General features: G+C 70.8%; 9 protein-coding genes. 1 reads left to right on the forward strand and 8 read right to left on the reverse strand.

All coding sequences use genetic code 11. From position 1 onward, the window contains the following. Positions 1-66: 66 nt before the first annotated feature. The 3 genes from gatC to ligA all read right to left on the reverse strand — a co-directional run bounded on the left by gatC (position 67) and on the right by ligA (position 4964). Complete coding sequence (gatC, locus tag IEY84_RS14515; RefSeq protein WP_183546732.1) at positions 67-366, reverse strand: Asp-tRNA(Asn)/Glu-tRNA(Gln) amidotransferase subunit GatC; 300 nt, start codon at positions 364-366, stop codon at positions 67-69. A gap of 67 nt (positions 367-433) precedes the next feature. After that, positions 434-2719: a glycosyltransferase family 2 protein gene (locus IEY84_RS14520; RefSeq protein WP_183546734.1), complete on the reverse strand. Its 2286-nt coding sequence runs from the start codon at positions 2717-2719 to the stop codon at positions 434-436. A gap of 112 nt (positions 2720-2831) precedes the next feature. Then, positions 2832-4964, reverse strand: coding sequence for an NAD-dependent DNA ligase LigA (gene ligA / locus IEY84_RS14525; RefSeq protein ID WP_183546736.1), 2133 nt, complete (start codon positions 4962-4964; stop codon positions 2832-2834). 259 nt (positions 4965-5223) lie between these two features. On the opposite strand from ligA, the gene IEY84_RS14530 reads away from it, so the two are divergent. Then, positions 5224-6798 carry a hypothetical protein gene (locus IEY84_RS14530; RefSeq protein WP_183546738.1) on the forward strand — a complete coding sequence of 525 codons (1575 nt, stop codon included), beginning with the start codon at positions 5224-5226 and terminating at the stop codon, positions 6796-6798. 19 nt (positions 6799-6817) lie between these two features. Here IEY84_RS14530 and IEY84_RS14535 read toward each other — a convergent pair whose 3' ends face one another. The 5 genes from IEY84_RS14535 to IEY84_RS14555 all read right to left on the reverse strand — a co-directional run bounded on the left by IEY84_RS14535 (position 6818) and on the right by IEY84_RS14555 (position 12660). Further along, positions 6818-7924: a hypothetical protein gene (locus IEY84_RS14535; RefSeq protein ID WP_183546741.1), complete on the reverse strand. Its 1107-nt coding sequence runs from the start codon at positions 7922-7924 to the stop codon at positions 6818-6820. A 169-nt stretch (positions 7925-8093) separates the two neighbouring features. Further along, the gene (locus IEY84_RS14540; protein WP_183546743.1) at positions 8094-9113 is read right to left on the reverse strand and encodes a uroporphyrinogen decarboxylase/cobalamine-independent methonine synthase family protein; all 1020 of its coding nucleotides are present in this window, start codon (positions 9111-9113) and stop codon (positions 8094-8096) included. Continuing rightward, complete coding sequence (mnmA, locus tag IEY84_RS14545) at positions 9110-10228, reverse strand: tRNA 2-thiouridine(34) synthase MnmA (protein ID WP_183546745.1); 1119 nt, start codon at positions 10226-10228, stop codon at positions 9110-9112. The genes IEY84_RS14540 and mnmA overlap by 4 nt, the downstream gene beginning before the upstream one ends. After that, the gene (locus IEY84_RS14550; protein WP_183546747.1) at positions 10225-11409 is read right to left on the reverse strand and encodes a cysteine desulfurase family protein; all 1185 of its coding nucleotides are present in this window, start codon (positions 11407-11409) and stop codon (positions 10225-10227) included. Before IEY84_RS14550 ends, mnmA begins: the two co-directional genes overlap by 4 nt. Before the next feature lie 66 nt (positions 11410-11475). Further along, complete coding sequence (locus IEY84_RS14555) at positions 11476-12660, reverse strand: glycerate kinase family protein (protein ID WP_183546749.1); 1185 nt, start codon at positions 12658-12660, stop codon at positions 11476-11478.

Raw genomic sequence — 12660 nt, forward strand, 5'->3', positions numbered from 1 at the left:
TGGGAACAGGTGAAGCGTACGGAGGCAGCGCGATGACGGCCTCATGGTTCGCTCGCTGACGCTCGCTCACTGCTCGTCCCCCAGGATCCGCGGCACCGAGAATCGCTGCTCCTCGACGGCAGGCGCACCGGAGAGCGCCTGCTCCGGCGTCAGGCTCGGCGTCACGACGTCCTCACGGAAGACGTTGGTCATCGGAAGCGGGTGGGAGGTGGCAGGCACGTCGTCGCCGGCAAGCCCCTGGATCGAGGCGACGGACTCGAGGATCACCTGAAGCTGCGGGGCAAGGTGATCGAGCTCGGCGTCGCTGAGGTCGATGCGGGCGAGGTCGGCCAGGTGCGCGACCTCGTCGCGGGTGATTTCTGGCATGCGCACATCCTAGGTGTCAGCGGCCCCAACTCTCACCTCGGCTACAGCGAGGCGAAACAGATGTTGCTCACCGCACCTTGTCCGGCCGGCCACCGTTGGACGGCTTGTCGGTCGGCCTGCCCGGCGAATCGGGCTGGACGGACGCCGCCCGGGTTGGCGTGGCCCCACGACTGGGTTCCACAGACGGCGCCGGATCGCTCGTACGGGTTGGCTGGGGCGACGTCGACGCGACGGCTCTGCTCGGCGTCGTCTCTGGCCCCGGAGTCGGATCGCCGGCCAGGTCCTCGTCTGCGTCCGGGGCCGGGGTGGGCGCGGGCGAAGGCTTCTCCTGTTCGTCCTCCGCATCGGTCTTCGTCTTCTTCTCGAGCGCCCCGTGGACATCGCCGACCTCGGGCACCTCTGGACTGCCGACGGGTGCCGCGATGGCGACCAGGCCGGCGAGGATCACAGACGAGAAGGCGAGCACCAGCCCACCACGCCGGGCAGCCGGCGCCGCCGCGCTCCACGCCCAGATCCGCTCGCGGCGTCGGCGCAGGTCGGCAGGCAGATCGCTGCGAATCGCCGCCCAGCTGTTGATCGGAGCCAGTGCGTAGCCAACTCCCTGGAAGCCGAGCAGCGCCGCGATCGCCATGCCGGTCGCTCCGCCGCTCACGCCGACCAGGACCCCCAGCGTCAGGCAGACCATCGCGGCGAGCGTCTCCACCAGGTTGCCGCGCACCACGTCACGCAGCCGCGGTCTGCCCTTGATCTTCGGCGTACGCAGGAATGTGCCTTCGCGCGAGACGAGCCCGAGCCAGGAGGCTCGTGCGACGGTCACGCCGAGCGCCAGCCACAACCCGAACGCGCCCAGCGCGTCGCGCCAGGAGGCCCCGCTGCGCAGGCGGACCAGTGCGATCGAGCGGGCCGCCCCGAAGAACACCAGCGCAACGGTGGCGAACAGGAGGAGTCCCGAGAGGCGGCGAACGACCAACCCGTCACCGACCATCAGATCGAGAGCGCCGGAGAGCAGGAAGAGGGTGAACAGGGCTCCGGCGAGATCACCGAACCACTGCAGCCCGCCGACCAGATACGCCCAGCGCTGCGCCAGAGTCATCTGGTTGTCCTCGGTCCGACGCCCCGGCAACAGCGAGCGCCAGTGCATCCGCAGGATCTGGATGCCGCCGAAGCACCACCGGAACCGCTGCTTCTTGAGCGTCTCAAAGGTCAGCGGCATCACGCCGTGGCCGTAGGACCGGTCGACGTGCATACCGTTGTAGCCCATCTTCAGCAGCCGCAATGACAGCTCGGCGTCCTCGGTGATGCACCATTCGTCCCAGCCGCCGGACTCGACCAGGGCAGAGGCACGGATCAGCCCCATGGTGCCACCGAAGATGGCGCCGTTGCGTTCGTTGCGAGACACCTGGCTGACGTCGAAGAAGTAACCGTAGGAGTGATAGAGCCGGCGGAAGTACGCGGAGACGTCCCAGCCTCGATAGTCCTGCGGGGTCTGCACGAAGGCCACGGACTCGTCGGTGAACAGCGGTGCGTTGTGGGCGAGGAAGTCCGGAGCGACGTGGTAGTCGGCGTCGACGATCCCGACGACCTCGGTGCGCGGGTCCATCCGGGTCAGCGCGTGGTTGAGCGCCCCGGACTTGAAGCCCGGCCAGTTGGCCAGATGGATGAAGGTGACACCGTCGTACTGCTCGCAGAAGTCCTGCACCGGGCTCCACATCGCAGGATCATCGGTGTTGTTGTCGATGACCAGGATCTCGTACGCGCCGTAGTCCAGCTCGAGCATGCGTTGGAGCGTCTCGATGACCATCTCGGGCGGCTCGTTGTGGGTCGGAACATGCAGGCTCACGAACGGCCGGCCCCAGCCGGGATGGTGCTCGCCGCGGGTCGGCCACCCGCGCCAGCGCCGCCGGGCAAGCACGTCGACCATCTCCCACAGGTAACCCACGCCGATCAGGAAGACGAAGACCTCCAGCAGCCACAGCAGCCCCGACAGCGTCGTCGTCCAGGCGCCGGGGTGGACGGTGACGGTCCACAACCCGACATAGGCGAGGTAGAGCAGCCCGACGTCGATGGTCAGCGCCCAGGCGACCAGGCCGCGTACGTCCCAGTCCCGCGCCGCGGGAAGCCAGGTCAGCAGCGAGGCACCGAGAACGACGCCCCCGACCGCGGACTGTGCCACCCCGTGGCCGAGCAGCAGGCCGACGCCGAGCGCGACCGCCGCGGCGGAGCCCGCCGCGAGGATCGCCGTCGCAGAGGACAGCGACCCCAGCCGAGGCGTACGGATCGTGAACAGCAGGGCGGTCGCGGGAACCAGCAGGATCGCGGCAACCGCGAGAAGTGGGGGAAGAGCATCGAGCACGGCGCCACACTATGGGGGGTATCACCTCACCGCGTCCAGACCGCCCCCGCTGCGAGAGGTCTGTTCCTGACTCCTCGAGCTCCAGAACTGACGTCTCGGCGTCGAGAACTGACTACTCGGAGTCAGAAACTGACGTCTCGGCGGGGCCGTTCTCCAGGAGCTCCTTGAACGCTGCCTCTGTCAGGATTGGGAGACCTAGCTCCTCGGCCTTGGCCGCCTTGGAGCCGGCGTTGTCGCCTACCACGACGTAGTCGGTCTTCTTGGAGACCGAGCCGGCAGCCTTGCCGCCGCGGGCGATGATCGCCTCCTTGGCGCCGTCGCGAGAGAAGTCCTCCAGCGACCCGGTGACCACGATGGTCAGGCCCTCGAGGGTGCGGGCGACCGACTCGTCGCGCTCGTCCTCGAGGGAGACCCCGGCCGTACGCCACTTCTCGACGATCTCCTGGTGCCAGTCGACCTGGCGCCACTCGACGATGGCCTCGGCGATGATCCCGCCGACGCCCTCGGTGGCGGCGAGCTCCTCCTGGGAGGCGGCCCAGATGGCGTCGAGCGAGCCGAACTCGGTGGCCAGCGCCCGAGCCGCGGACGGGCCGACGTGACGGATCGACAGCGCGACCAGGACCCGCCACAGCAGGACCTGCTTGCGATCCTCCAGGTTGGCCAGCAGGCCCATGGCGTTGGCGTTGAGGACCCGGTCGCCGGCGCCGGCCTCCTTCTCGGCCTTCTTCGCCGCGCGGGTGAAGAAGGAAGTGGTCGCCAGTTTGGCCTCGTCGAGAGCGAAGATGTCGCCCTCGTTGGTGATCACCTCAGAGGCCAGCAGCGCGTCGGCCGCCTCGTAGCCCATCCCCTCGATGTCGAAGGCGCCCCGCCCGGAGGCGAAGAAGACCCGCTCCCGCACCTGGGCCGGGCAGCCGCGGTGGTTGGGGCAGCGCAGGTCCTTGTCGCCCTCCTTCTGCTCGGCGAGCGTGGTGCCACAGGCGGGGCACTCGGTGGGCATCACCCACTCGGGCAGGCCCTCGGGGCGCAGCGGGAGCACCGGTCCGAGGATCTCCGGGATCACGTCGCCCGCCTTGCGGAGGATGATCGTGTCGCCGGGGCGTACGTCCTTGCGCTTGACCTCGTGGGCGTTGTGCAGCGTCGCCCGCTCGACGGTCGACCCGGCGACCTTGGTGGGCTCCATGACACCGAAGGGCGTGACCCGGCCGGTGCGGCCGACGCCGACATCGATCGCGAGCAGCTTGGCGTTGACCTCCTCGGGCGGGTACTTGAACGCGATCGCCCAGCGCGGCGCGCGGGAGGTGGAGCCCAGCCGGCGCTGCAGCGAGATGTCGTCGACCTTGATCACGACGCCGTCGATCTCGTGCTCGGTGACGTCGTGGCGGTGCTCGCCGAAGTAGCTGATGAACTCCTCGACCTCGGCGAGGCTCTTGAGCACCTTGACCCGCTCGGAGGTCGGCAGGCCCCAGGCCTTCAGCGCGTCGTACGCATGTGACTGGGCGACCGGCTGGAAACCCTCCCGGGCGCCGATCCCGTGGCAGACCATGCCGAGCTCGCGGGTCGCGGTCACCCGCGGGTCCTTCTGCCGCAGCGACCCGGCCGCGGAGTTGCGCGGGTTGGCGAACATCGGCTTGCCCGCGTCGACCAGGGAGGCGTTGAGCTTGTCGAAGGCCTCGTTGGAGAGAAAGACCTCACCGCGCACCTCGACCAGGTCGGGCACCGGGAACTCGTCGGTGCCGGTCAGCCGGTGCGGGATCGACTTGATGGTGCGTACGTTGGGGGTGACGTCCTCACCCGTGCGACCGTCGCCGCGGGTCAGTGCCCGGACCAGGCGACCCTTCTCGTAGAGCAGGTTGATGGCCAGCCCGTCGACCTTGAGCTCGCACAGCAGCTCGGCCTGCGCGGCGCCGTCCTTGGCGATCCGGGCATGCCAGCCGGCGAGCTCGTCGAACGAGAAGGCATTGTCCAGCGACTCCATCCGCTGCAAGTGGTCGACCGCGGTGAACTCCGTCGAGAACGTGCCGCCGACCTTCTGGGTCGGCGAGTCGGGCGTACGCAGCTCGGGGAACTGCTCCTCGAGCTCGTTGATCCGCCGCCACAGCTGATCGAACTCGGCGTCGGAGAGCGTCGGGTCGTCGAGCACGTAGTAGCGGTAGCGAGCGTCCTCGATCTGCTCGGCGAGCTCCTGGTGCTCGTTCTTCTGCTCAGGCCCGGCCTCGGCGGTCACGTCATCGTTCACGGGGACCATCTTGCCTGGTCCCACCGACAACTTCCGACCTTGCCGGGCCGCAATGTGCACGACATACCCGCCCGGGCGTTTTCGGCGATTCACCAGCCCAAACGACACTCAACCCCCTCAATATCGACGCAACCCGTCAACACCTGGGTGACGCGGGTCACGATGCACGGTAAAGCGGGCTACCTTCCTCCCGCGTCGGCTGAGGCGGGCCGACACCTTGCCCCCAAGAGACCGCCTTGTGAGGTCTGCAGTGTTTTCTCGGCTCGCAGTGACGCTGTCGGCAGCGCTCGCCCTCCTGCTTACGCCTGTCAGCGCCGCTCCCGCGCTCGGCCTGGGTGGCTTCTTCTTCGACCCCGAGGTCGAGGTCTCGATCGTCTCCCAGTCCAAGAGTGGCGTGGTCCTCGACATCCGTGGCACCGACTACAGCGGTAGGAGGCCGGGCATCGAGATCGCGCTCAACCCGGTGGGCTACTACGGCTCCGGCACCCGGAACACGTTCGTCACGTCGGTGCTCTACAACCCCGACAACCCCGACGCCTGGACCTATCAGCTCACCCTCGACGCCGCCCAGGTCGCCCAGCTCGACCCCGGCACGAGCTACCAGATCATGACGATGCGCGGCGGAGGTCGCGACATCTACGACCCCTCCGGTTCGGCGCATGCGAACGTCCCGTTCGACTTCGACGCCCTGGCCGAGCCCGAGAGCTCGCCGACCCCCGAGGAGCCCTCGACCGGCACCGGGTCGGGTTCCGGGTCGGGTTCCGGGTCGGGTTCCGGGTCGGGTTCCGGGGCCGGTTCCGGCACGGGCTCCGGAACGGGTGCCGGCTCTGGTGCCGGCTCCGGGTCCGGCAGCGCCGGCAGCGGTACGTCCTCCGGTCGGGCCGGCGACGGCGACTCAGGTGACGGCGGCGGCTCCGAAGAGAAGCCGGAGAAGAAGGCTCCCAAGAAACCGTGGTCCGCACCTGAGGAGCCGCCGACGACGAAGGGCCTGGAGCTCACCGGGCTGGGCGAGGCCTCCGTCGACGCCGACGAGGTGATCCATGCCGAGGCCTCCGGGTTCGAGCCCAACGAGACCGGTATCAAGGTCGTCGTCTACTCGACCCCGCTGGTGCTCTCGACCGACGTCAAGGCCAACGGCCATGGCGTCGCGAAGTGGTCCGGCCGGCTGCCCAAGGACATCGGCCTGGGCGAGCACACCCTCACCTTCCAGGGGTCGGTCGACCGCGGCATCAGGTTCGTCGTGACCGGCACCCCCAGCGATGGCGAGTGCGTCCAGAGTGGCTGCGCCCCGGCGACGGAGGCCGTCGACAAGGCGGCCCCTGTCGAGGACGGCGGCGGCGTCGGCATGCTCACCTGGATCATCGTCGCCACCATGATCGTCCTGGCCCTGACGGCCAGTGCTGTCGCTCTGCTCACCGGCCGCCGCAAGCGCGACCGGGAGTGGGACGACCCGAGCTTCGCCCAGGCACCGCCGCGATATCCCTCGGAGCCTCGCCGGGCGTCGGAGCCCTACCCGGTTCACCCGCACCAGCCCCAGCACCAGCAGCACCAGCGCCGGTCCGGAGACGAGCTCCCGCTCCCCCGCCGACTACCCGCGGACCAGCAGCCGGTCCAGCGTCGGCAAGGGCCGCGCGATGCGGGACCACGCCGCCCCGAGGCCGAGCCCATCCAGCCAGGTCCGCGTCGGCCGAGCCACCGTCAGCCGCCTCCCCAGCACGTGGACCCGCAGCCCGTCGCAGCGCAGCAGCCCCCGCGTCGTCAGCCCCGTCCCCCGGAGTCGTTCGCTCCACCGAGCCAGCGACCAGGCCCGGCCTACGAGGGGCGGCGGGTCGCCGGACGCTGAGGCACAGCCAGGCGGACGATCAGGCGACCAGCGACTCGCCGCGGCGTACGCTCTCGGCCGAAGCCGTCGGCCACAGCGTCTCCAGCGCCGCCTCGAGCCCGGAGAGGACCGGGTCGAGATCGTCCTCCGGGAACGGCGCCGGCGCCTTCTCACGTACGACCGCACAGAACGCGTCGCGCTCGCCCTCCGCCTCGTGGCAGCGGACGGTCTCCGCCGATCCCTCGGTCCAGCCGTCGTAACCGTCGGTGTCGCCCTTCGAGCAGGTGAGCGTCTTGGGGCACTTCCGCTGCGCGGCGGGCAGGTTCGGCGCGTGGACGGCGGTGACGGTGCTGCCGTCGGGGCCAGTGCCGACGACACCGAAGGCGCCCTTGCCGTAGCTCGAGGCATCGGCCTTCACGAAGGAGTCGATGTCGGCGTACGCCTCGATCTCGAGGAGTCCTGCCGCGATCGCGCCGGCGGTCAGCGCCACCTCGCCGGCACCGTCAGCATCGTTGGCACCAGCCGACGGGAAGCCGCTGACCTGCGCCTTCGTCATCTTCGCGGTCGTCTTGGTGCCGAGACGCGGGTCGGTGACCAGGGCGACGAGGTCGTCCACGTCCACCTCGAGGTCGAGCTTGCGCGGGTCCTCGGTGATCTTCTCGCCCAGGTAGGCGGCCCGGCGCTCCTCGCCGTCGGCTTCGTGCGAGACCATCACCTGGCCGGGCGTGCCGTCGCCGGTGGCGAGGTCCCAGGCGACGGTGGCGGTCCCGCTCTCGGTCTTCACCTCGACGCACCCTGACATCCCGTCACGGCACCAGGTCGAGAGCAGGTCGTCGTCGACCGCGCCGGCCTTGACCTCGAGCGAGCGATCGCCCCACAGCAGCACGGTGCCGACCTCGTCGTGCTCGAAATAGCGGTCACCGCCGTCGAAGCCCTCTGGCTTCACGGGGGCATGCTGGAGCGTGATCGCCGCCAGCGCCTCGGGCGTCGCGGGAAGATCTCCGGGCTTCAGGTCAGCCGGGTCGATGCTCACCGACGGCGTCGGGCTGGGCTTCTCGGCGGCGCCGTCGTCTGCCTCGGTGGCGCTGCTCCCGCAACCTGCAAGCAGTAGAGCCGCCGCCAGCAGGGCCGTCCCTCGTCGTAGCATGAGGGAAATCTACGCTAGGGCCTGCTTGAGAACTCGGGAACGCCGGCCAGACGCCGCCCATCGCACGCCCTGGCGGCGTTGCCGCCTCTCGACAGACGCCCGGTATGCCTTCGAAGCGGGCGCCTTGCCAGGCCGCACGCTGGACGACGTCTGACTCGGCGCCGAGTTCTCAATCAGACCCTAGATGCCGCGCGCTCTCGCTGAGGATTCGCAACACCGTTCGAGCCCATCGCCAATCGGCACCGGCGAGGCCGCACGACGGCGTCAGCACGATGTCGTACGCAGCGTCCAGCCCGAGCATGTCGAGCCAGCGTTCCACGGTCTCGGTGACCGTCTTGTCGGTCAGCTCGGTGCCGACCGGCGCGAGCGCCGGAGCCACCCCGAGCGCGACCGTGTCGCCGGCCTCCAGCGCGGTGGCCAGATCATCGTGGTCAGCCGCGGTGAGCTGGGCCAGGTCGACGCTGAGCCCCTTCGCGCCGGCCTTGCGAAGTAGGTCCAGCGGTGTCCCGGCTGCGCACGCGTGCACCCACGGGATCGCGCCCTCCTCGGCGATCGCACCCAGCACCCACTCCAACGCCTGGGACGCCTCGGGGAGGTCGATGCTGCGGTGCTTGCCGAAGCCCGAGGCAGTCGGCACCTGGGCGGCGAGCACGGCGCTCAGCGCGGGCTCGTCGACCTGGACGACCAGGGTGTCCGCGCCGGGGAGGCGGCGGCGTACGTCACGGACGTGGGTGCGTACGCCCTCGGCCAGCGCCTGCGCCAGATCGCGCCGGGCGCCGTGGTCGGCCAGGATCTTGTCGCCGCGCGGTCGCTCGACGGTGGCGGCCAGGGTCCACGGCCCGGCGACCTGGATCTTGAACGCGCCGCCGCCCGAGGTGAGCGGGGAGTCCTGGACGAGCTCCTCGACGGTGTCGAGGTCCTGGGCGAGCAGGCTCCGAGCGCGACGATGGTCGACCCCGGCAGAGCCAGAGGTGCCGGTCAGTCGCCAGCCGGCGGGCTGGAGGTCGGCGTCGAGACCGTCGAGGACAGCCAGCGCCCGGCCGGTCATGTTCGCGATCGCGCCGCGGGCCGGCAGCTCGGGCAGGTGAGGAAGGTCGGTGAGCTCGCCGAGCACGACGCGGCAGGCCTCGGCGTAGTCGCTGTGCCCGTTGCCGTGGCCGGGCATCGAGCCGACTCCGGTCGCTCTCACGCGTGAACCACCCGGCGGGTCGCGGAGATGGTGACCGAGCCGACGACGCGAGTGCCGTCGTAGATCACCGCGGCCTGGCCGGGCGCGATGCCGTAGGCCGGGTCGAGCAGCTCGATCTCGACCTCCGCATCGGTGGTCGAGCCTGTCGAGACCACGCTCACTCGGGCACGATGCTCGTCGCCATGGGCGCGCAGCTGGACGGTGCCCTCCAACATGCCTTCGGGCGCGCGTCCGGCCCAGCGCGGCCGGATCCCGGAGAGCCCGTCTACGGCCAGATGCTCGCGCGGTCCGACGGTCACGGTCGCAGAGACGGGCTCGATGTCGAGCACGAAGCGAGGCTTCCCGTCGGGCGCGGGCTTGCCGAGGCGGAGACCCTTGCGCTGCCCGATCGTGTAGGCGTACGTCCCCTGGTGCTCGCCCAGGACGTCGCCGGACTCGTCGACGATCGGTCCGGACTGATTGGGGGCCCGGTCGCCCAGCTTCTCGCGCAGCCAGCCGGCGTTGTCGCCGTCGGCGACGAAGCAGATGTCGTGGGAATCGGGCTTGTCGGCGACGAGCAGGCCCCGGCGGGCCGCCTCCTCGCGGACGAGCGGCTTCGGGGTGTCGCCGAGCGGGAACAGCGAGTGGCGCAGCTGATCCTGGTCGAGCACCCCGAGGACGTAGGACTGGTCCTTGCCGCCGTCGACGGCACGATGCAGCTCGACCAGCCCGTCGGCGTCCTCGCGCAGGGTCGCGTAGTGACCGGTCGCGACCGCGTCGAACCCGAGCGCGAGCGCCCGGTCGAGCACGGCGGCGAACTTGATCTTCTCGTTGCAGCGCAGGCACGGGTTAGGGGTCCGACCCTCGGCGTACTCCGACATGAAGTCCTCCACCACATCCTCGTGGAAGCGGTCGGAGAGGTCCCAGACGTAGAACGGGATCCCGATCACGTCGGCGGCACGGCGGGCGTCGTTGGAGTCCTCGATCGTGCAGCACCCGCGCGCGCCGGAGCGGTAGGACGCCGGGTTGCGCGAGAGCGCCAGGTGGACGCCGGTGACGTCGTGACCGGCTTCCTTCGCGCGCGCGGCGGCGACGGCGGAGTCCACTCCCCCGGACATCGCGGCAACAACTCTCATCGCTGCAACCCCGCAGCCCGGCCGCGCTCGACCGCCGGCCCGATAGCCGCGACGAGCCGGTCCACGTCCTCGGGCGTGGTGGTGTGGCCGAGCGAGAAGCGCAGCGAGGAGCGCGCCTGCTCGTCGGTCTGCCCCATCGCGAGGAGGACATGAGAGGCCTGAGGTACGCCGGCCGAGCATGCCGCACCGGTGGAGCACTCGACCCCGGCGGCGTCGAGCAGCATCAGCAGCGAGTCACCCTCGCAGCCGGGGAACGCGATCTGGGCGTTGTTGGGCAGCCGGTCGTGACCCAGCGGCGGACCGTTCAGGTGGGTGTCCGGCACCGTGGCGAGCACCTGCTCGACCAGTCGGTCGCGCAGCTCACCGACCCGGATCGCGTACGCCTCCTGCTCCTTGACCGCGAGCTCGACGGCCGCCGCGAAACCGACGATGGCCGCGGTCGCGTGAGTGCCGCTGCGTACGTCTCGCTCCTGGCCGCCACCGTGGACCAGCGCGGTCAGCTCGAGCTCCCGGCGCACGACCAGTGCGCCCGCGCCGACCGGGCCACCGAGCTTGTGACCGGTCAAGGAGAGCGCGTCGACGCCGCTGGTCGCGAAGTCGACCGGCACCGCGCCTACCGCCTGGACGGCGTCGGTGTGGACGGGGATCCCGTGTTCGGCGGCGATCGCCGCGATCTCGGAGACCGGCTGAAGGGTGCCGACCTCGTTGTTGGCCCACATCACCGAGATGACCGCGACCGAGGCCGGGTCGCGCTCGATCGCCGCCTTCATCGCCGCGAGGTCGAGGCGGCCGGTCGCGTCGCAACCGACGAGCTCGATGTCAGCACCCTCGGTGTTCGCCAGCCAGTGCAGCGGGTCGAGCACGGCGTGGTGCTCGACGGTGGTGGACAGGATCCGGGTGCGCGCGGGGTCCTGCGCGCGGCGGGCCCAGAAGGCACCCTTGAGCGCCAGGTTGTCGGCCTCGGTGCCGCCGGAGGTGAAGACGACCTCACCCGGCCGGGACCCGAGCGCCGCGGCGATCCGTTCGCGGGACTCCTCCAGCACCCGGCGGGCTCGGCGTCCCGATGCGTGCAGCGAGCTCGCGTTGCCGACCAGCGCCAGCTCCGCAGTCATCGCCTCGATCGCCGCCGGGGCCATGGGCGTGGTGGCGGCGTGGTCCAGATAGACGGTCCGGGGGTTCATCGTCTACCAAGGGTACGGCGCACCCGGCCTCCCCCACGAACCGCGGGCACCACGGGTGGACCGCGCTCAGGCCGCGGCGATCGCGCAGCCGATCAGCACGGTCCGGATGAGCTGCTCGGTCGCGTCCTCGACCAGCTGGTAGCCCTGCGCCACCGCCGCCGACAGCGGCATCGGCACATTGAGGATGGAGGTGTACGAGCCGATGCCGACCTCGTGCACGCCGTCGGCACCCTCGCCCACACTGCCGGCCAGCGCGAGCACCGGCTTGCCCTGCAGCTTGGCGCGACGGGCGACCTCGGCCGGGATCTTGCCACGTGGGGTCTGGAAGTCGATCGCGCCCTCGGCGGTGATCACCAGGTCGGCCTCGGCGATCAGCGCGTCCAGGTCGACGTGGTCGAACATCACCTCGAACCGCGGCAGCAGCCTGGCCCCGAGGCCACCGGACAGCCCTGCCCCCAGCCCTCCCGACGCACCGGTCCCAGGTCCGGTACGCAGGTCGTGGCTGCGGCCGGGATGACCGTCGCGTTCGAGCACGCCGGCCCAGGTGCTCAGCGCCCGGTCGAGCTGCTCGACCTGGTCCGCGGTGGCGCCCTTCTGCGGCCCGAACACCCTGGCCACGCCCTCGGCGCCGGTCAGCACGTTGTGCGGGTTGCAGGCCACCAGGATCTCGACCCCGGCCAACCGGTCGTCGAGTCCGTCGAGGTCGAGGCGGGCAAGGCCGGCGAGCGCGGCACCGCCTCGCCCGATGTCCTTCCCGGAGGCGTCGAGGACGCGTGCGCCGAGGGCCTGCAGAGCACCGGCGCCACCGTCGCAGGTTCCGGAGTCGCCGCAACCGACCAGGATCCGCTCGGCACCCTGGTCCAGCGCGGCCAGGATCAGCTCGCCCACGCCGTACGTCGTCGTCGCGGCCGGGTCGCGATGACCGTGCGGGACCAGCGCGAGCCCCGCCACGGCGGCCATCTCGACCACCACGGTGCGCGGGCCCTCGCCACCGAGGACACCGATGTGGCTCGGCACGACGTCGCCGATCGGCCCCGTCGCAGGGACGGGCACGAGATGGCCACCGGTGGCTGCCGCGAGGGCCGCCGCCGAGCCTTCACCGCCGTCGACCAGCGGGGCGAGATCGATCCGGGCACCCGGGAGGGCACGGCGTACGCCTGCTCCGATCGCCTCGGCCACCTCGGCGGCCGAGAGGCTCTCCTTGAAACCGCTCGGTGCGATCAGGATGCGTTGCGGGACGGCGATGGTCAT

It is taken from the genome of Nocardioides albus, from assembly GCF_014648255.1.
GTDB lineage: Bacteria > Actinomycetota > Actinomycetes > Propionibacteriales > Nocardioidaceae > Nocardioides > Nocardioides albus.